General features: G+C 49.1%; 19 protein-coding genes. 17 read left to right on the forward strand and 2 right to left on the reverse strand.

What is annotated here, in order from left to right; all coding sequences use genetic code 11:
- Positions 1–68: 68 nt before the first annotated feature.
- The 12 genes from DWX84_RS01920 (at position 69) to DWX84_RS01975 (ending at position 11616) form a co-directional block, all read left to right on the forward strand.
- Entirely contained in the window at positions 69–698 is a 630-nt protein-coding gene (locus tag DWX84_RS01920) for a TetR/AcrR family transcriptional regulator (protein ID WP_048927396.1), read from the forward strand.
- A 37-nt stretch (positions 699–735) separates the two neighbouring features.
- Positions 736–2022, forward strand: coding sequence for a TolC family protein (locus tag DWX84_RS01925; RefSeq protein ID WP_048927484.1), 1287 nt, complete (start codon positions 736–738; stop codon positions 2020–2022).
- 27 nt (positions 2023–2049) lie between these two features.
- Positions 2050–2940, forward strand: a complete 891-nt coding sequence (locus tag DWX84_RS01930; protein ID WP_048927395.1) for an HlyD family secretion protein — start codon at positions 2050–2052, stop codon at positions 2938–2940.
- On the forward strand, positions 2918–3838 hold the full coding sequence (locus DWX84_RS01935) for an ABC transporter ATP-binding protein (protein WP_226768337.1): 921 nt from the start codon (positions 2918–2920) through the stop codon (positions 3836–3838). Before DWX84_RS01930 ends, DWX84_RS01935 begins: the two co-directional genes overlap by 23 nt.
- A 185-nt stretch (positions 3839–4023) precedes the next feature.
- Entirely contained in the window at positions 4024–4758 is a 735-nt protein-coding gene (locus tag DWX84_RS01940) for an ABC transporter ATP-binding protein (RefSeq protein ID WP_005856443.1), read from the forward strand.
- A 3-nt stretch (positions 4759–4761) separates the two neighbouring features.
- Positions 4762–5847, forward strand: a complete 1086-nt coding sequence (locus tag DWX84_RS01945) for an ABC transporter permease (protein ID WP_005868300.1) — start codon at positions 4762–4764, stop codon at positions 5845–5847.
- A gap of 3 nt (positions 5848–5850) precedes the next feature.
- A complete protein-coding gene (locus DWX84_RS01950) occupies positions 5851–6942 on the forward strand; it encodes an ABC transporter permease (RefSeq protein WP_005868301.1) in 1092 nt (363 codons plus the stop codon).
- A gap of 63 nt (positions 6943–7005) precedes the next feature.
- Positions 7006–8325, forward strand: coding sequence for a gluconate:H+ symporter (locus DWX84_RS01955; RefSeq protein WP_121960912.1), 1320 nt, complete (start codon positions 7006–7008; stop codon positions 8323–8325).
- A gap of 18 nt (positions 8326–8343) precedes the next feature.
- Positions 8344–8865, forward strand: a complete 522-nt coding sequence (locus DWX84_RS01960) for a DUF4833 domain-containing protein (protein ID WP_005856451.1) — start codon at positions 8344–8346, stop codon at positions 8863–8865.
- Between the two features lie 40 nt (positions 8866–8905).
- Positions 8906–9379 carry a RidA family protein gene (locus DWX84_RS01965; RefSeq protein WP_005856453.1) on the forward strand — a complete coding sequence of 158 codons (474 nt, stop codon included), beginning with the start codon at positions 8906–8908 and terminating at the stop codon, positions 9377–9379.
- A 3-nt stretch (positions 9380–9382) separates the two neighbouring features.
- Positions 9383–10486, forward strand: coding sequence for a D-TA family PLP-dependent enzyme (locus DWX84_RS01970; RefSeq protein ID WP_008780489.1), 1104 nt, complete (start codon positions 9383–9385; stop codon positions 10484–10486).
- A 47-nt stretch (positions 10487–10533) separates the two neighbouring features.
- Positions 10534–11616, forward strand: coding sequence for a dipeptidase (locus DWX84_RS01975; RefSeq protein WP_122377402.1), 1083 nt, complete (start codon positions 10534–10536; stop codon positions 11614–11616).
- Between the two features lie 116 nt (positions 11617–11732).
- Here DWX84_RS01975 and DWX84_RS01980 read toward each other — a convergent pair whose 3' ends face one another.
- Positions 11733–13277, reverse strand: coding sequence for a HAMP domain-containing sensor histidine kinase (locus DWX84_RS01980; RefSeq protein ID WP_036614327.1), 1545 nt, complete (start codon positions 13275–13277; stop codon positions 11733–11735).
- A gap of 196 nt (positions 13278–13473) precedes the next feature.
- Between DWX84_RS01980 and DWX84_RS01985 the strand changes: the two genes are divergently transcribed.
- Positions 13474–15345, forward strand: coding sequence for a glycoside hydrolase family 127 protein (locus DWX84_RS01985; protein WP_081024159.1), 1872 nt, complete (start codon positions 13474–13476; stop codon positions 15343–15345).
- A gap of 15 nt (positions 15346–15360) precedes the next feature.
- Here the strand turns inward: DWX84_RS01985 and DWX84_RS01990 are convergent, their stop codons facing one another.
- Positions 15361–16248, reverse strand: a complete 888-nt coding sequence (locus tag DWX84_RS01990) for an AraC family transcriptional regulator (protein ID WP_005856470.1) — start codon at positions 16246–16248, stop codon at positions 15361–15363.
- Positions 16249–16342: 94 nt separating this feature from the next.
- Between DWX84_RS01990 and DWX84_RS01995 the strand changes: the two genes are divergently transcribed.
- Genes DWX84_RS01995 through rhaD form a run of 4 tightly spaced genes read left to right on the forward strand, consistent with a single transcriptional unit; the run spans position 16343 to position 20899 of the window.
- Entirely contained in the window at positions 16343–17764 is a 1422-nt protein-coding gene (locus tag DWX84_RS01995; RefSeq protein ID WP_048927389.1) for a rhamnulokinase family protein, read from the forward strand.
- Between the two features lie 38 nt (positions 17765–17802).
- Positions 17803–19062, forward strand: coding sequence for an L-rhamnose isomerase (locus DWX84_RS02000; RefSeq protein WP_005856475.1), 1260 nt, complete (start codon positions 17803–17805; stop codon positions 19060–19062).
- Positions 19062–20087 carry an L-rhamnose/proton symporter RhaT gene (gene rhaT, locus DWX84_RS02005; protein WP_085931158.1) on the forward strand — a complete coding sequence of 342 codons (1026 nt, stop codon included), beginning with the start codon at positions 19062–19064 and terminating at the stop codon, positions 20085–20087. Before DWX84_RS02000 ends, rhaT begins: the two co-directional genes overlap by 1 nt.
- Positions 20088–20098: 11 nt before the next feature.
- Positions 20099–20899, forward strand: a complete 801-nt coding sequence (gene rhaD, locus DWX84_RS02010; RefSeq protein ID WP_008771954.1) for a rhamnulose-1-phosphate aldolase — start codon at positions 20099–20101, stop codon at positions 20897–20899.

The following is a 20899-nucleotide window of genomic DNA, read 5'->3' on the forward strand; positions in this document are numbered from 1 at the left end:
TACTTTTGACGCATGTGTCAAACTATAATGACAAACGATAGTGACAAAACAAAAAATAACATTTAATTATGGAAGCGAAAGACATGAATGAGATGGAGCCTCGCATCATAGAAGCGGCGAAGCGAGTGTTTGTCCGAAAGGGGTACGAGGCGGCTACCATGAGTGACGTGGCGGCAGAAGTGGGTATTGGCAGGACGGCCTTACATTATTATTATAGGACGAAAGAGATTCTGTTCGACGCTATTTTCGGACAATTGCTTTCTTCATTGTTGCCGAACATCGATCGGGTTTTGGATGAGAAGAGTACGATGCTGGAGAAAATGCCGGTGATCGTTGATCTGTATATGGGAATTGTTCGTGCGAACCCGATGTTCCCGAATTTTGTGGTGGGCGAGTTAAACAGAGATCCGGAACGTTTATTCCAGACCGTGCTGAAAGATCCGAAAAAAATACAGCCCATCCTGCGTCTTCGTCGTCAGATAGAGGAGGAGATGGACGAGGGGCTTCTACGGAAGATGCCGGTCATAGATTTGGTTTCGACCTTGGTGAGCCTAGTGGTCTTCCCGTTGTTGATCCGCAAGCCACTAGCGGCGGCTTTTTTGGATAACGATATGGGGCGGTTTGAGGAATATATGGATAGGCGCAGGGATTTGATCGTCGAGGTAATAACCCAGCTGATGGTCCCGGATGCCAGATGATGGATTTGTTCAATTTAATAAACATATCATAGAGTATATGAGAGGTGTATATGTATTATTGTTAATTAGCCTGTTGGGTTATGCCGGAAGGGTTAGCGGACAGGAATCGGTCACGATCACCCAATGTTACGAGTGGGCGAGGGCGAATTATCCGCAGATTCATCAAATGGGTTTGATCGATCAGACGGAGCGTTATAGCTTGAGCAATGTGGGCAAGGCTTGGCTTCCCCAGCTTTCGGTAAGCGGTAAGGCAAGCTATCAGAGCGACGTGACGAAGTTGCCTTTGGATGGCGATAAGATCTCCTCGCTTCTTCCCGGCTTTGAGATCCCTAGCTTGAGCAAGGATCAGTATCAAGTCGTGGCGCAGGTGGACCAGACGATTTGGGACGGCGGTAGCACCCGTTCGGCCCGTGCCTTGACTCGTGCCGAGGCGATCGCCAACCGGGAGCAATTGGAAAGTGAGTTGTATGCGCTGAACGACCGGGTGAATCAAATCTACTTCGGTTGCCTGCTGCAAGACGAGTTGATACGTCAGAACGCTTTGCTTCAAAAGGAGTTGCAGGTCAATATCGAGCGTATCAAGGCGATGATGGACAATGGCGTGGCGAATCAATCGGATCTGGAAAGTATGGAAGTGGAACTGCTGAATGCCCGCCAAAATGAGATTGAGCTAAGGGCGTCTCGCACGGCATATCGGCAGATGTTGGCGACCTTTATCAATAAACCGCTGACGGATCAAGTCGTCTTGAAGACTCCGGAGTCACCCGAGCGTTCATTGTCCACGCAAATCAACCGTCCGGAATTACGGGCCTTGGATGCTAAGAGCGAATGGATCGAGACGCAAAACAAGCAGGTAACGGCGGGCTTGATGCCTCGTATCGGAGCTTTCGTACAAGGTGGTTACGGACGGCCGGGCTTGAACATGCTGGAGGATAGTTTCGAGCCTTATTATGTGGCCGGTGTCCGTCTTTCTTGGAATCTGGGGAAGTTGTACACGCTGAAGAACGACCGGAGGAAGATCGAGGTAAGCCGTCGCCAGATTGATGTGCAACGGGAGACCTTCTTATTCAATACCCGCCTGCAACTTTTGCAGCAAAACACGGAGATAAAGAAAATGACGGACCTGATGCGTGCCGATGACGATATCATCCGTCTGAGAACAAGCATCAAGCAGGCGGCGGAGGTGAAGCTGGAGAATGGCGTGATTTCTGTCACGGACCTAATCCGGGAGATCAACGCCGAGGACATGGCCCGGCAAACCGCCGCGGCGCACCGTGTACAGCGCTTGATGACTATTTATAATTATATGTATACAACGAATTAAATAGAGTATGACAAATACAATTGATTTATGAGACATTTGATTTTTATCAGCTTATGTAGCCTTCTATGGACGGCTTGCGGTAATACAGACAATGATTTTGACGCTTCCGGTACCTTTGAGGCAACCGAGATCTTGGTATCTTCGGAAGCCAACGGAAAGATCATGGAACTGAATATCGAGGAGGGCGATCGCTTGGATGCCGGCGCCATCGTGGGTTACGTGGATAGCACCCAGCTTTTTCTGCGGAAGATGCAACTCTCTGCCAGCCTTCGCTCGGTAGATATTCGCAAGCCGGATATCCGTAAGCAGATCGCTGTCTTGGAACAACAAATCGCCACGGCTAAGACCGAGCAACAGCGACAGGAAAACTTGGTGCGTGCGAAAGCGGGTAACCAAAAGCAACTGGACGATATCGTGAATAACATCAAATATCTCCAGAAACAACTGGATGCCCAATACTCCTCCTTAAGCAAGACGACGGGAGCTGCCGACGCCGAGGCGGAGGGCCTGCAATACCAGATCATGCAATTGGATGATCAACTGATGAAAAGCCGTATCCTCAATCCCCAGACCGGTACGGTATTGGTGAAATACGCCGAACCGGGAGAGGTGACGGCGGCAGGCAAACCGCTTTACAAGATCGCCGATACGGACTTGCTTTATCTCCGTGCCTATGTGACGGCGGATCAGTTATCCCACCTGAAACTAGGGCAATCTCTCAAGGTCTTCGCCGACTATGGGAATGATCGCCGGGAATACCCCGGTACGATCACGTGGATCTCCGATAAATCCGAGTTTACCCCGAAAGGTATCCAGACGAAGGACGAACGGGCTAATTTGGTATATGCCATCAAGATCGCCGTCCGCAACGATGGTTATCTGAAGATCGGGCAATATGGGGAGATTAAATATGAATAACGAGATTCATATAAATCATATCACCAAGCGTTATGGCGATGTCGAGGCCTTGCGGAATCTGTCGCTGGAGATCGGCTCCGGTGAGTTGTTCGGGTTGATCGGTCCGGATGGGGCGGGAAAGACCACCCTGTTTCGTATCCTGACCACGTTGTTGCTGGCCGATAGCGGTACCGCCTCTGTCTGCGGCTTGGACGTGGTGAAAGACTTGAAGGAGATCCGTCGGCGGGTAGGATATATGCCCGGCCGCTTCTCGCTCTACCAAGACCTGACAGTAGAGGAGAACTTGAACTTCTTCGCTACGGTCTTCAATACGACGATCGAGGAGAACTACGATCTGGTACGGGATATCTATAGTCAGATAGAGCCGTTCAAGCATCGGCGGGCGGGGAAGCTGTCCGGTGGTATGAAGCAGAAGCTGGCTTTGAGTTGCGCCTTGATCCATCGTCCGGATGTCTTGTTCTTGGATGAGCCTACGACGGGGGTCGATCCTGTCTCCCGCTCTGAGTTCTGGGATATGCTGGATCGTCTGAAACGGCAAGGCATTACGATACTTGTCTCTACGCCTTATATGGATGAGGCCTCCCGTTGCGACCGTATCGCTTTGGTGCGTTCTGGGGAATGCCTGTCTATCGATACGCCGGTAGGTATCCGTACCTCATTCGATAGGCGGCTATACGCGGTGCGATGCGCATCGATGTATAAGTTGTTGGGAGACTTGCGGGAGTTCCCGGATACAAACTCGTGTTTCGCTTTTGGAGATGCTCATCATCTTACGTTGAGGAGGGATGGGGAGGATGTCATGAGGCGATTACAGGAATATCTGAAAGGCAAAGGTTACGCGGACGTAAGCATCGAACGCCTTGAGCCAAGCGTTGAGGATTGTTTCATGGCCTTGTAAGAGAGGGGATGTGTCGCATTTCCCCAAGATTCGACCTCGCGTCGGGTGCGAAGTCGAATCTTGGAAAAATACGGGGCTTGCGTCGGGCGCGAGGTCGAATCTCGGGGAAATGCGGGGCCTCGCGTTGGGCGCGAGGTCGAATCTTGGGGAAATGCGGCATTGTAATTATGAAATAAGGATAAAAAATGAAAGCGATAGAAGTAAAACAACTGACCAAACGTTTCGGCACCTTCACCGCCGTCGATCATATCAGTTTCGAGGTGGAGCCGGGCGAGATATTCGGCTTCCTCGGGGCAAACGGGGCAGGGAAGACCACCGCCATGCGTATGCTCTGCGGCCTGTCGGTCCCGACATCCGGCGAGGCCCGGGTAGCCGGTTTCGATGTCTACCGGGAGAGCGAGTCCATCAAACGGAATATCGGATACATGAGCCAGAAATTCTCCCTATACGGCGATCTAAAGGTATGGGAGAATATCCGTCTCTTCGGCGGTATCTACGGTTTGTCTAAACGGCAGCTGTCCCAGAAAACGGATGAGTTGCTGGATATCCTCGGGCTGGAAAAGGAGCGGAACACCTTGGTCGATTCCCTGCCCTTGGGCTGGAAACAGAAGCTATCCTTCTCCGTGGCGATCATCCATGATCCCAAGATCGTTTTCTTGGATGAGCCTACCGGAGGCGTCGATCCCGTCACCCGCCGCCAGTTCTGGGAGTTGATCTATGAAGCGGCTGCCCGGGGGATCACGATCTTCGTCACCACCCATTATATGGATGAGGCGGAGTATTGTAACCGTGTCTCCATCATGGTAGACGGAAAGATCGAAGCGTTAGACAGTCCCTCCGCCTTGAAACGGGATTTTAAGACAACGAATATGAACCAAGTCTTCCACGCCTTGGCTCGAAAAGCAACGAGAGGAGAATAAACGATGAAACAATTCATATCCTTTGTTAGAAAGGAGTTCTATCACATTTTCAGGGACGCACGCACGACAATGATCCTCTTGCTCATGCCCGTTATCCTGATCATCTTGTTCGGATATGCCATCACGACCGAGATCAAGCGTGTGCCGATCGCTATTTTCGACCAAAGCCGGGATGAGCTGACACTGAAGATGACAGACCGCTTGAATGCCAGCGAGTACTTCGAGCTGTATACGACCGTCGATAGCTATGAGGATGCCGGGGCCTTGTTTCGGCAAGGAAAGGTACACGTCATAGTTGTCTTCCCCCCCGGGTACGCTTCCACGGCCGATGCCCAAGTACAAGTCTTGGCGGACGCTACCGATCCGAACGAGGCCACGCAGCTAATCGCCTATTGCTCGGCGATCATTGCGGAACAGTTGAAAGGCGAGTCGGCGGTTGAGGGTAAAGCCGTGACCCCGGTTACCACTTTGCTCTACAACCCTCAAATGAAAGGTGCCTACAACTTCGTGCCCGGCGTGATGGGTTTGATCTTGATCCTTATATGTGCCATGATGACCTCGATCGGCATCGTGAAAGAGAAGGAGATGGGAACGATGGAAGTCCTGCTGGTCTCCCCGTTGAAACCCATCTACATCATTCTGGCCAAGGCGATCCCATACCTATTGCTGAGTATGGTGAATATCGCTACGATCTTGCTGCTATCCTATTTCCTGCTGGACGTTCCGATAAAAGGCAGCCTGCTGTTGCTGGTTTCCGTATCCATCCTGTATGCGATCGTATCCCTCTGTCTGGGCCTGCTGATCTCCACGGTAGCCGATACCCAGCAGGCGGCTATGTTGATCAGCGGTATCGCCTTGATGCTTCCGATCATGTTGTTGAGCGGCATGATGTTCCCGATAGAGAATATGCCGGATATCCTGCAATGGTTCTCCCATATCGTTCCGGCCAAATGGTATATCATCGCCGTGAAGGACGTGATGATCAAGGGGCTTCCCGCCGTGTCGATCTTGAAGGAGATCGGGATACTGTCGTTCATGGCGGTCGTGCTGGTATTCTTGAGTGTGAAACGTTTTAAAATACGATTATAAGCTATGTTACGATATTTGTTAGAGAAAGAGTTCAAGCAGATCCGTCGGGACCGGTTCATGCCGAAGATTATCTTCATCATCCCGATCATGCAGTTGATCATCTTACCTTTTGCCGCTAATTTCGAGATGCGAAATATCAACCTTAGCATTGTGGACAACGATCATTCCGTCACCTCCATGCAATTGGTAGATAAGGTACTATCCTCCGGATATTTCCGCCTGACAGACCGGTCGGATCGTTACGACGAGGCGCTGACCTCGGTGGAGAGCAATGAGTCCGATATCATTCTGGAAATCCCCTCTGATTTCGAGCGGGACTTGGGTAAGGAGGGCAGGGCGGGCGTGATGATCGCCGCTAACGCCGTGAACGGAACTAAGGGCGGCTTGGGTAGCTCCTACCTCTCCTCGATTATACAGGATTTCAATAGGGAGAAAGGTTTCGCCTCTATGGGATCGGGCAGGGGAGTGGCTTCGATTAACCTGTTCAATCCCCACTTGAGTTACAAGATCTATATGGTTCCCGGCATCATGGTATTCTTGCTGACGATTATCGGGGGATCGATCTCCGCCTTGAATATCGTGAGCGAGAAGGAGAAAGGGACGATCGAGCAGATAAACGTCTCGCCCGTACCCAAGTCCCTGTTCCTGCTGTCGAAGCTGATCCCTTTCTGGGTGATAGGCTTTGTCCTGCTGACGGTGGCGATCCTCATCGCTTGGCTGATCTACGGCTTGGTGCCGGAGGGGAGTTTCGGGGTGATCTATTTGTTTGCCGCCGTATATTTGATCGCTTTTACGGGATTTGGCTTGGCGATCTCCTCCTTCTCGTCCACACAGCAACAAGCGATGCTTACGGCGTTTTTCTTCTTGATCATTTTCGCCTTGCTAAGCGGATTGTTCACGCCGATCAGCAGTATGCCGGAATGGGCGCAGAAGATCACGCTGGCGAACCCGGTGCGTTATTTCGTGGAGGTGATGCGTATGGTCTATTTAAAGGGGAGCGGCTTTGCCGATTTACGGGGACATTTTGTGATTGTCTGTCTATTTGCTGTTTTTTTTAATCTGTTAGCGGTAATTAGTTATCGTAAAAAGGGGTAGTTCGGAAATAAATGTTTTCTTTGTATCCCGTTTACGGATTATAAACTAATACAGCGAAAAAACATGTCATTTATCATTGTCGTACTTTGTTTGGCCTTATTGATTGTCTTGATATCCTACTTTAAGGTGGATGCTTTCATTGCGTTTCTGATCTCCTCTATCTTGGCGGGCATCGCTTTGGGCATTCCGTTGGAGAAGCTGCCGGACTCGGTGAATAACGGTATCGGGAGTATCTTGGGTGGGTTGACGTTGATTATCGTATTAGGCGCTATGCTAGGCAAGTTGGTGGCCGAGAGCGGAGCGGCACAGAAGATCGCTTCCGTGATGGTGTCACTTTTTGGTACTAAGCATATACAATGGGGGCTGATGGTGACAGGTTTTGTCGTGGGTATTCCGTTATTTTATGGGATCGGATTTGTGTTGTTGGTGCCATTGATCTTCTCGATCGTGTATAAATACAAGCTTCCGGCGGTCTATATCGGGTTGCCGATGTTGGCGGCGCTGTCCGTGACGCATGGATTCCTGCCCCCGCATCCGTCTCCGGTAGCCTTGGTGGTACAATTCAACGCGAATATCGGCCTTACGCTGATCTACGGTTTATGTTTGGCGATTCCGGCTATCATTATCGCCGGGCCGGTGTTCGGCAGTCGGTTGAAACATATAAAATCCGGTCCGGTCACGTTGTTCGAGCAGAAAGAGGATAGCGGGAGATATAGCATACCGGGCAAGGCGAATAGTTTTATCAGCGCTACGTTGCCTGTCTTTTTACTGATTATCGTGACGGTTATTCCTTATTGCTTTAAGGATATGGGCGAGATGGCGAGCGGGATAGTCTCTTTTATTGGTGCTCCTTCCATTGTAATGCTGATCGCCTTGTTGTTCGCTACATATACGCTGGGCATCCGGCAGGGACGTGGTATCAAGTCGGTTATGGCAGTCTATGGGGAGGCCGTGAAAGATATCTCTATGATCCTTTTGATCATTGCGGGTTCCGGTATCTTCAAGCAGATCATGGAGGATAGCGGGGTAAGCAATGAGCTGGCGACAAGTCTGGAGCAATTGCCCGTTCATCCGTTGATCTTGGGTTGGTTGATCTCTGCCGTGATCCGTTTGTGCGTGGGATCGGCTACGGTGGCGGCGTTGACGGCGGCGGGCGTGGTGATGCCTTTAGTTACGCAAACGGGTGCGAACCCGAACTTGATGGTTTTATCTTTAGGAGCGGGTAGCTTGATGTTCTCGCATGTCAACGATTCCGGCTTCTGGATGTTCAAGGAATATTTTAACCTAAGCATAAAGGATACGATCTGCTCATGGTCTATCATGGAGACGATCGTGTCGGTCGTAGGATTGATCGGGGTAATGATCTTAAATATGATTGTATAATAAAAGAATGATTGAGCAATGAGAAAGAGATGGCTGCTTAGTATCGTTATTATGCTTTTCCCTTTCGTCGCCTCGTTTGCGGCGGACCCGGAGGAAGGTACTTATCCAACGGTCGGGAGGCTTTTTCATATAGCACGAAGCGTGAATAAGAACTTGGTTTGTTACGATGTGAATCTGAGAGATGGTAAGCTGGATACACATGATCCCTTGAACGTTTATTGGGTCAATCGGGAAAAGCATCCGGGGGAAACCAATGGCTTGAGCTATATCCAACGGAAAATGGCTTATGGGTATAAACTGATCTCGGCGAGTGATAATGCTTGTGTATGCTCATTGACCGCTTATCCCTCCCGCCAGTTGACGATTACCAAACGTGATTCCCGCTATGTATGCTACATAACGATCAACAACCAACAGGCGATTCTCCAATCCCTCTACGTTAAAGCCAGCTCCAAGAATCCTTTAAGCGTCGAGTATGTAGAGCTACAAGGAATCTCTGTCGCCACGAATCAACCGGTAACGGAAAGAGTCAGGAAATAGATCAATATATTTTTTTACTAACATATAAATGAAAGAAATTATGAGCATGATTAACGCAGATGAGAATTTTGAGAAATTAGGGTTGACCTTACCTCCCGCACCGGCTCCGGCCGGAGTTTACAAGCCTTGTGTGATAGATGGCAAATACCTGTATCTTTCCGGTCACGGGCCTGTGCGGAATGATAAGTCCTTGATCATCGGACGTATCGGCAAGGACTTGACGATGGATGAAGGCAAACTCGCCGCCCAGCAAGTAGGACTTACCATGTTGGCGACCATCCAGGCGAACCTTGGTAGCTTCAACAAGATAAAGAGAGTGATCAAGGTATTGGGTATGGTAAATTGTACGCCCGATTTCGGAAAGCATCCTTATGTGATCAATGGCTGTAGCGAGTTGTTCGCCGCCGTATGGGGGCCGGATAACGGTGTAGGTACCCGTAGCGCCGTAGGATTCGGTTCTCTTCCCGATAATATTCCTGTAGAGATAGAGGCTTTGTTCGAATTATACGAATAAGCCATGGACGATTGGTACGTCATAAGTAATGTAGACCGGATAGACTCGCCAGCCTTGGCGTTCTATCCGGATCGTATTTCCGGCAATATCGAGTTGGCCAAGAGGATCATAGGCGATACGAACCGGCTTCGTCCGCACGTGAAGACGAATAAGGCGGCTGAGGTATCCCGCATGCTGCTGGATGCCGGAATCCGGAAGTTCAAGTGCGCTACGATTGCCGAGGCCGAGATGCTGGGGCATATGAATGCCCCCGATGTATTATTAGCCTATCAGCCGGTAGGCCCGAAGATTTCCCGCTTATTAGATTTGATAAAGGCATATCCCGCCACCCATTACTCCTGCTTGGTAGATCAAGCGGAGAATGCCCGTGCGATCTCGGCTCTTTGCGAGGCCGGGAATATCACCTTGGATGTCTTTATCGATCTGAACGTGGGAATGAATCGTACCGGAGTCCTCCCGGAGAGAGCGGAGGCGCTGGTGGATGCCATCCTGCCGCTGAAGTCTCTGCAGATTATCGGGTTGCATGGCTACGACGGACATATACATGATGCGGAGCTATCGGTACGTTGCCAAGGCGCAGATGCAGCGTACGCCTTGACCGAACGTGTGTTCCGGGAGATATCCCGAAAGTTCGCCTATCCATTGGTAAAGGTGATGGGGGGTACTCCTACATTCCCGATGTACGCGAAGCGGAAGGATTGCGAATGCAGTCCCGGCACGTTTGTGTTCTGGGATTGGGGGTATGGAAACGCTTATCCGGATATGCCGTTCAAGGTAGCTGCCTTATTGATAACTCGGGTCATTTCCGTGCTGGATGAGCATCATGTTTGCGTAGATCTTGGTTACAAGGCGGTAGCCTCGGAAAGTCCTTTGCCCCGTGTGTTTTTCTTGAACCATCCGGAGGCGAAACCTATCTCCCAGAGCGAGGAGCATCTGGTCTTGGAAGTCCCGGACAGTCGGCTCTATCCATTAGGTTCCGTATTCTATGGCATTCCCGTTCATATTTGTCCTACGGTCGCTTTATACGACAAGGCTTATGTGATCCGGGATCGTGAGGCGATCGGCGAATGGCCTATCATTGCCCGTTCACGCCGCATCACCTATTAACGGTAATCAAATTTTCAATTATCAATTATCAACTCTCAATTAATAAAATGAATAAGCCATTTATTATCGACGCTCATCTCGACCTTAGCATGAACGCTTTGGAGTGGAACCGGGATTTGCGTCAACCCCTAAAGGAAATAAACCGGAGAGAAATCGGTATGACCGATAAGCCCGACCGTGGAAACGCCACTATATCGTTTGAGGAACTGCGTAAAGGAAACGTCGGGTTGGTAGTCGCCACCCAGATCGGTCGCTATGTAGGGCCGGATAATCCACTTCCCGGTTGGCATTCCCCGGAACAAGCTTGGGCGCAGACCCAAGGCCAACTTGCTTGGTATAAGGCGATGGAAGAGGAGGGCCAGATGGTCATGATCCGGGATAAGAAGGCCTTGGATACGCATCTGGCTCTTTGGAAAGACGGTGAACCCGCCGACAAGAAGCCGATCGGTTATGTATTAAGTATCGAGGGAGCCGACTCGTTCATCACGGTGAATCATGTGGAAAGGGCGTATGCTTATGGCTTGAGGGCGGTTGGCCCGGCACATTACGGCCCCGGAAGATATGCCAACGGTACGGATTCTACCGGTCATCTGAATGCCATGGGGAAAGAGTTGTTGCGTACCATGGATCGCTTGGGTATGATTCTTGACGTGACCCATTTATGTGATGAGGCTTTCTGGGATGCATTGGATTTGTATAAGGGACCGATTTGGGCGAGCCATAACAACTGTCGGGCCTTCGCAGATCACAACCGCCAGTTTAGCGACGAGATGATCAAGGCGTTGATAGAGCGTGGCGCCGTGATCGGTATCGCCCTAGACGCTTGGATGATGGTACCGAACTGGGTGCGAGGCGAGTCTACTCCAAGAGGCATGAACTGTGGAATGGAGATTATGGCGAACAATATCGATCATGTCTGCCAATTGGCCGGAAACGCGAACCATGTGGCTATCGGCAGTGATCTGGATGGTGCTTTCGGTACGGAGCAATGCCCGTATGACCTAGTAACGATCGCCGATCTCCAAAAGATATTCCCGATCCTTCAATACCGTGGCTTTACGGACGATGCTATCAACCGTATCGCCTCTGGTAACTGGATTGAGTTCTTACGGAAGCATTTGCCGGAATAAGCTACTGCAACCCGGGTTGCAGTGATACCGCGATGCGGATGCAGTGTTACTGCAACCCGGATTGCAGCGTCACTGCATCCGCATCGCGGTAAAAAGACAAACAAGGTGAGTCTATTTTATATCTGCAATACCAAGACGAACCGGCATCCCTTCTTATATTCCTTATCGATAGATAGGGTTCCGTTTAATTTACTAGCCATCAGTGCGCAGATGGGTAATCCCAAACCATCGCCTTGCGCTAGATCCTTCGCCTCATTGAATGGCTTGAATAAGTTCTCTTTTAGATCATCCGGTATGCCTGTACCATTATCGGTAATGATAAATTGGCAAACATGAGCGCCTTTCCGTTTAAATTCCAGACGGATGTTACCGCTGGAAGTATATAATGCGGCATTCTTTAACAAATGTAATAAGACTTGCTCCAGATGCTCGGCGTTCGTCTTAATCTCCAATTGGGGCACGTCTGTTACGAGATTGACCTCCGGTTGAATATCCCCTTTAACCTTCTCCACGATTTTCTTACTGAAGTTTCCTACATTAAAAGAACTAACCTCATACGGTTCCATCAACGTATTCTCCAAGGAGGAAAGCTCTTGGATATGAACCGTAAACTGTTTCAAAGCCTCTACCCGTGTCCATACATCCTCGGCCTGCTTCGGAGCTACCGCCTGTAATTCTTTGGCGGATGCGCTAAGCTTGTTCAAGGTAGGCTCCATCTGAACCGATATGTTTTGGATGAATTGGGCTTGTTGTTCGCTATGCTCGTTTGTCGTCTGGATGATTTTCTTTAATTTCTTGTTCAGCACAATAAAGCGTAATAGAAGGAATCCCAAGAAAAGCAAGGCGGCTATCAGGATTACCACGAATGTGATAAGTCCGACAATCATATATTGCTTAACAGACAATTTATCGTCTTTCTCCTGTATTGTCTGTAGGCTCTGATCGTATTTTTGTTGTAATGCCCCTAGTTTATCCTCTGCCGTAAGAGCTTTTACGGAATCCGTCCATACGATGTATTTGTCGTAGGTACGTTCCATCAGTGGGGCGTTGTTTGCCTTACGAGCGATAGAGATCAGGTTCCGGTAGCAATCGTTCACCTTCTCGTATTCTTTTTTCTCCTTATACTGGTTGATCAGTTTCTGGAAAGCAGCATCCCCCTGCTCGTTTTGCCCGAACGTATAATAATAACCTGCTTGGGTATATAATAAATTGTTCGATAACTTCTCATCGCCCGCTTGGCTGGCCAGATTATCTAATGTATTGAGTTGAACTTGCGCTTGGGCGGCGTTCTTTAGCTTAATATACATTTCCAACCGCTCTTTCGTTACTTGGAAGCGTTGCTCATAGAGCGATTTCTGCAACTTCTGTTCCTCGGTTAAGATGAATTGGTTCATCTGGCGGCAAAGATCGAATGCCTCTTGGTAATAATTCTCGCGATAATATAGATAAGCCGCCTGCGTACCGGCATCGATCGCCTGTTTGTAATCACCTTTTTGGGATAAGCTCTTGTAAGCTTGTAAAAAAAGATAACGAGCTTTGGTGTAGTCTTTTTTTTCCAGGCTGCTTTGTGCCTGTGTCATAAATTGATTCGTCGTGTTTTGCGCCTGTGTGACAGGGTAGAAACAAAGCATAAAAGATAGTAAAAGATAAATGACCCTCATAACTTAAATTTTTTTGAAGTAAAAATATGTATTTACTGGGATTCATACAAAATATATCAGGGGAAAAATAATAGATATTTTATTTTAAGATACGATTTGTGTGTCAATATTCATATTTATTTTGTCAATTCTGAAAGTTCCGAACAAGTGGAATGTGCTATCTTTATCACATTTATTAACCTTAAGAATTGTGTTTATGAGTATATCCGTATTAACAAAAGGCATGTCGTGTCTATTCTTTTGTTTTTGTGTTTGTTGTATGAATGCGCAAGTAAGAAACACTGATCCTGTACGTCACTTGAGGATATCCGGTTATTTGGGGCAACGGATCGACGCTTGTATCGAGTATCGAGTGAAAGCTCAAGATGTGGATCATTTGGTGGAACCTTTCCGGCATAAGGAAGAGACCTCGCACTGGCAATCGGAATTTTGGGGAAAATGGATACAAGGGGCGATCGCCTCATACCGTTATGATAAAGATCCTGAGTTGTACAAGATTATTAAGAATGGAGCGGAATTGTTGATGGAAACCCAATTGCCAAATGGATATATCGGTAACTATTCCGAGGAAGCACAGTTGAACCAGTGGGATATATGGGGGCGAAAATACACGGCTTTAGGTTTGATCGCTTATTATGACTTATCCGGGGATCGAAAAGCTTTGGATGCCGCCTGCCGGGTGATCGACCATTTGATGACGCAGGTGGGACCCGGAAAAGTGAATATCGTGACGACCGGTAATTATATAGGAATGCCAAGCTCTTCGGTACTTGAGCCGGTGATGTATCTGTATAATCGTACCCGGCAAGATAAATATCTGGATTTTGCCAAGTACATCGTAAAGCAATGGGAGACTCCGGAAGGCCCTCGATTGATTAGTAAGGCGATTGCGGATATTCCTGTCGCCGGACGTTTCCCACATCCAAAGGTTTGGTTCTCTCCGGAGAATGGACAAAAAGCATATGAGATGATGTCTTGTTATGAGGGCTTGTTGGAACTTTACAAGGTCACTAAGAATCCATTATATTTATCTGTGGTGGAGAAAACGATGAATCATATAATCAATGAGGAAATCAATGTGGCCGGTTCTGGTAGTGCGTTCGAGTGCTGGTATGGAGGCAAGGCGTTACAGACCTATCCTACTTATCATACGATGGAGACTTGTGTGACGTTCACGTGGATGCAGATTTGTGACAGGATGCTCGGACTAACCGGAAATTCCTTATATGCGGACCAGATCGAGAAGGCTATGTATAACGCTTTACTAGCCTCGCTGAAAGCGGATGCCTCTCAAATAGCGAAATACAGTCCGTTGGAGGGCTGGCGGCATGAAGGAGAGGAGCAATGCGGTATGCATATCAATTGTTGCAATGCGAATGGACCTCGTGCTTTCGCGATGATTCCGCGGTTCGCTTATCAGGTAAACGGCAGACGTATCGATGTCAACCTATATGCGGCTTCGAGCGTGGAGGTAGAGTTGGATAAAAAGACGAGGGTGTCGATGACGCAGGAGACGGACTACCCGATAGATGGGCAAATCCGGATTGTGGTGGAACCGGAGAAGACGAGTGATTTTACGATCGCCTTGCGTATCCCGGCGTGGAGTGAGCGAACTGTGGTGTCTGTCAATGGTGAGCCTTTAACGGATCTGTTGGCTGGAGCATACCTACCGATTCATAGGACTTGGGAGAAAGGGGATGAAATTACGGTGGAGTTGGATATGCGGGCTCGCTTGGTGGAGCTGAACGAGGCTCAAGCGATCGTAAGAGGCCCTTTGGTGCTGGCTAGAGATAGCCGCTTTAAGGATGGAGATGTGGATGAGGCTTCCGTGATCGTCAGCAAGGATGGTTATGTGGAATTAACTCCGGTACAAGCCCCCGATTTCGCTTGGATGGCTTTTACCGTTCCTATGGTTTTAGGAACGGATTTGGAAGGAAACGGCAAGGCTCGCCCGATTCATCTGTGCGATTTCGCATCAGCTGGTAATACGTGGAATCAGGCAGAACGTTATAGAGTGTGGCTACCAAAAACATGGAATGTCATGCGTACGCCTTATAAACCTTATTGAGCGGTTCACTCCAGCTCAATGCGTCCGATCCCTGAACTCCGAGGGTGTAACCCCTTCTTTCTTCTTGAAGAATGTGGAGAATTGGCCGGCATTCTCGAAATGTAGGCTATAGGCGATCTCGGAGATCGTCAAAGGGGTACTAGTCAGAAGCTCTTTCGCACGAAGGAGCTTCTGTTGTAATTGATATTGGGCGGGGGAGACGCCGGTGTATTCCTTAAACATCCGGCGAAACCATGAATAACCTAAACCAAGACGGGCAGCGATCTCTTCCGGACTTAATGGGTCCTCGATGTTCTCCTTCATTAATATACGTGCCTCGTTGATTTTATCTACGACATAGGTGTTCGTGAAGGAGTTGTTCTTTTCCTTATAATATACGGAGCCTAATATATGAAGCACGATACTGGAGATCATCTGTTGGTAACCGGATTTCTCCTCCGAGGCGAACTTCAGTATATCCTCATAAAGTCCGACGATCGTAGCGCTCAGCCCGATCCGGTGTAGCGGCTCTTCCTTGGTAAAGAATTTCTTCTCCACACGTTTATCGATATGAATGCCCCGGAAACCTACCCAATACTCATCCCATCCCGTTTCCCGGTCCGGATAATAACTATGCCATTCCCCGGGGAAAAGGAGGATCATCGTCCCTGCGTTTATCTTTTGCGATTTACAAGACTGGGAGGAAAAGTACCCGCTACCTTTCGTTATATATACCAATTGATACTCATTCAGGATGCGCCCGGTCTGAGGCTTGAAATTATACTTCTCCGGATGCCGGGAAAGCGGATAGGCGCAACCCGGCGGGATGAATTGATATCCGACCGTCGTGACGACGATTCCCCATTCCTCATCCGTAGCGCTGATCGTCAAGTAACGTAGTAAATCATTCCGCAGTTCGTTCATGTCAGATTTGAAAGGTTTAAAATCATTTTCGTAAGCAAATATAGCAATAATGCTTCTACTTTTGCTTTCGTCAAACAAATAACTTTGTTAAGCCATGAAGGAATATAATTTTCTAGCCTTTGATATAGGGGCTACCAGTGGACGGGCCGTGCTCGGAACCTTAAAGGATGCCAAATTTGAAATGAAAGAGATCCATCGGTTCCCGAATCCGATGGTGGAATTACACGGACGGTTTTATTGGGATATCTATCATCTTTATACTTCTCTTATAGAAAGCTTGACGATATGCGCCCGGCAAAGAATCCGGTTGCACTCGATCGGAATAGATACATGGGGGGTGGATTTTGGGTATGTGGCTTTGGATGGCTCTTTATTGGGCTTACCTCGTGCTTACCGAGATCCTTATACGGACGGCGCTCCCGAGGACTTTTTCAAACGGATTCCCAAGGAAGAGGTCTATAAGCGGACAGGTATTCAAGTGATGCCGTTTAATAGCTTGTTCCAGCTTTTCAGGGCGGGGCAAGACTCGTTTATACCGCAGGAAGTGGCGGAAAAGATATTATTCATACCGGACCTTTTGGCTTATATGTTGACGGAGCGTATGGTATGTGAATATACGATCGCTTCCACGTCTCAATTATTGAACCCGGAAACCCATAAATTCGATTACAAGCTCTTGGAGGCCGTGGGTGTATCTCCTACTTTGATGTGTCCGGTGGTGATGCCGGGGACGTTGATCGGGCGGTTGAGCGAGTCGATCGCCCGTAAGACAGGAATCGGGGAAATCCCGGTAATCGCCGTGGCTGGTCACGATACGGCGTCGGCGGTAGCCGCTGTTCCTGCTTCTTCTCCTAATTTCGCTTACTTGAGTAGCGGTACTTGGAGCTTGATGGGTATCGAGGTGGAGAAGCCGATCATCAACGAGGTCTCTTTCAAGAATAATTTCACGAATGAGGGGGGTATCGAGGGTACGACTCGCTTTTTGAAGAATATTACAGGTATGTGGATCTTGGAACGTTGCCGGGAGCAATGGAAGCGGTCCGGATTGGATTATTCGTACGATGATATGGTTCGGATGGCGGAGTTGAGCGAATTTACTTCTTTGATCAATCCGGATGATCCCCGTTTCGCCAATCCAGAGAATATGCTACGTGAGATCACGGCCTATTGTGAGGAAACCGGACAGGCTGTTCCCGCTTCGGACGCCGATTATGTACATTGTATATTTTATAGCTTGGCGAATCGTTATAAAGAGGTGCTGGAAATACTCAAACCGATGTCGCCACATCCGATCGAACGATTGCATGTGATAGGTGGTGGCTCTCGGAACGATCTGCTGAATCAATTGACAGCCAACGCTATCGGTATTCCTGTATTGGCAGGCCCGTCTGAGGCGACAGCCATTGGAAATTGCTTGATACAGGCTAAGTCGGCAGGATTACTGACGGATTGTTGGGAGATGCGAAGACTGATAGCCACCGCATTCCCTCCCAAGGAATTTTATCCGGAAAGGTGATACACTTTCAAATCATATAAATTTAAAAACATCATACCATGACAAAAGACAGTTTAATTCAACAGGCATTTGAAGTAGCGGCAGAACGTTATGCGGCCGTAGGTGTAGACGTTCGTAAAGCATTAGAGGATATGAAGAAAATATCCCTATCCCTGCATTGCTGGCAGGCCGATGACGTAAGCGGTTTCGAGAACCAAGGCGGCTCCTTGACCGGTGGTATACAAGTGACCGGCAATTATCCGGGACGTGCCCGTACTATCGACGAGTTGCGTCGGGATGTATTGAAGGCGAAATCCTATATCCCCGGTAATCATCGGCTTAGTCTGCATGAGATCTACGGGGATTTCCAAGGGGAGAAAGTAGATCGTGACGAGGTAGAACCCCATCATTTCGAGAGCTGGATACAATGGGCGAAAGAGAATGATTTCAAGCTAGACTTCAACAGTACCTCTTTCTCGCACCCTAAAAGCGGAGATTTGACCTTGGCGAACCCCAGCGATGATATCCGTAACTTCTGGATCGAGCATACGAAGCGTTGTCGCTGGATCAGCGATGAGATGGGTAAAGCCCAGAACGATCCTTGCATGATGAACCTTTGGATACATGACGGGAGCAAGGAAGTACCGGCCAGCCGCTTACGTTATCGCCGTATCTTGGAGGAATCGCTGGATGAGATATTCGCTACCGAATATAAATGGATGAAAGATTGTATCGAGGCGAAACTCTTCGGTATCGGTCTGGAAAGTTATACGGTAGGTTCCTATGATTTCTATTTGGGTTACGGGGCGAAAAAGAACAAGATCGTTACCTTGGACACCGGCCATTTCCATTTGACGGAAAGTATCGCCGACAAGGTTTCCTCGTTATTGCTGTTTACGCCCGAGATCATGTTGCACGTAAGTCGTCCGATCCGTTGGGATAGCGATCATGTCGTGATCTTGAATGACGATGTGCAGGATTTAGCCCGTGAGATCGTGCGTTGCGACGCCTTGGACCGGGTACATATCGGTTTGGATTATTTCGACGCTACCATCAATCGTATCGGTGCTTATGTCATTGGTAGCCGTGCCACGCAAAAAGCCTTTATGCTCGCTTTGCTGGAGCCGATCGCCTTGCTTCGCCAGTACGAGGATGAGGGTAAGTATTTCCAGCGTCTTGCCTTGCAGGAGGAAGCGAAGAGTCTGCCTTGGGGGGCGGTTTGGGATATGTATTGTCTACAAAGTGGGGTCCCCGTAGGAGAATCTTATATCGCTGAGATCGAGAAATATGAGTCCGACGTTACCTCAAGACGGCAATGATAGAGATCGGGATCGGGTTGTTGATCATCGCGATCGGCAGTTTCGGGCAGAGTAGCTCGTATGTGCCGATCAATAAGATCCGGGATTGGAGTTGGGAAAGCTTTTGGTTGGTGCAAGGTATCTTCGCTTGGTTGGTTTTCCCTTATCTCGGAGCGATGTTGGCGGTACCGGAAGGGAGTACCTTACTGGAGCTATGGTGTTCGCCGGGTAGCTTGGGAGCGGTTATCTATGGCATGCTCTGGGGTGTCGGCGGGTTGACTTTCGGGTTGAGTATGCGTTATCTGGGCGTAGCTTTGGGACAGAGCATCGCCTTGGGTACATGCGCCGGTTTCGGTACGCTCTTCCCGGCTTTGTTCGGTGGAACGAATCTGTTTGAGGGAACCGGATTGATCCTGTTGACCGGTGTTTGCATTACCTTGGCAGGTATCGCCGTGATCGGTTACGCCGGAAGCCTGCGGGCCCGGAATATGAGTGAGGAGGAGAAGAAAGCGGCGGTGAAGGATTTTGCCTTGACTAAGGGCTTGGCGGTAGCCTTGCTTGCCGGTGTGATGAGCGCCTGCTTCAATTTGGGTTTGGAATCGGGAAACGAGGTGCTGGCGAAAGCGAGAGAGGCGGGAGCTAGCGATCTGTTCGCCTTGAATCCCGTGATACTGTTGGTTACTTTGGGCGGCTTTTGTACGAACGCTGTGTATTGTATTTTCCAGAACGTGAAAAACGGGACGGGCAAGGATTATTTCTCGGTATCGGGAGGTACATTGCTGAATAATGTCTTATTTTGCGCTTTGGCAGGCGTGCTTTGGTACTCGCAGTTCTTCGGACTGGGGATGGGAAAGAGCTATTTCTCGGATTCCCCGGTTATGCTGGCTTTCTCGTGGAGTATCCTGATGTCGTTGAATGTTATTTTCAGTAATGTCTGGGGCATCTTATTAAAAGAATGGAAGGGCGTGGATCGCCGGACAATCGTGGTATTGATTACCGGCATGTGTATCTTGATCCTTTCCTTATTATATCCGAATATAGTTTAATTAAAATAGACATGATAACACTAAGAAACAATGAACGCCTGATGGCGGAAATAGATCGTATCGCCGAGGTCGCCGGCTATTTGTGGACCAAGGGTTGGGCTGAGCGAAACGGCGGGAATATATCGGTGAACCTGACTACTTTATTGAGCGAGGAGGAGAAGGCGTTGCCGGCTTTGGTTTCCTCGATTCCCTTGCAAGAGGCGATGACGGCCTTATGCGGGCACGTCTTTTATGTGACGGGTACCGGAAAACGGATGCGTTACGTGGCGAAAGATCCTTTCGCCAACGGCTCTTTGATCCGTATCGCCGCCGATGGGAAATCGTATGATATCCTAGCGGAGCAACCGATCCAACCGACTTCCGAGTTGCCTTCCCATTTGTTGATGCACAATTTCTTGCGTGCGAAGGGACGGGATAACCGGGTGGTATTGCATACGCATCCGACGGATATTATCGGCATGACGCATTGCAAGCCGTTCTTGGATTCGGAGAAGATTACCCGCACGTTATGGAGTATGATCCCGGAATGTCGGATTATCGTGCCGAAAGGGGTCGGTATCGTTCCTTACGAGATACCGGGCACTTTGGCGTTGGCGCACGCTACGATCCGTCAGTTGGAGGAGCACGACGTGGTGTTCTGGGAGAAGCACGGTATCCTTGCCGTCGGTGAGGACCTGATCGAGTGCTTCGATGCGATTGATACGTTGAGTAAATCCGCCCAGATCTATTTCAGTGCCCGCATGACCGGTTACGAGCCGGAAGGTATGACGGATCAGCAATTGGATGACTTGGTTCCGGCTTTTGGACTCTAG

Source organism: Parabacteroides sp. AF21-43, assembly GCF_003635435.1.
GTDB classification, from domain to species: Bacteria; Bacteroidota; Bacteroidia; order Bacteroidales; family Tannerellaceae; genus Parabacteroides; species Parabacteroides distasonis.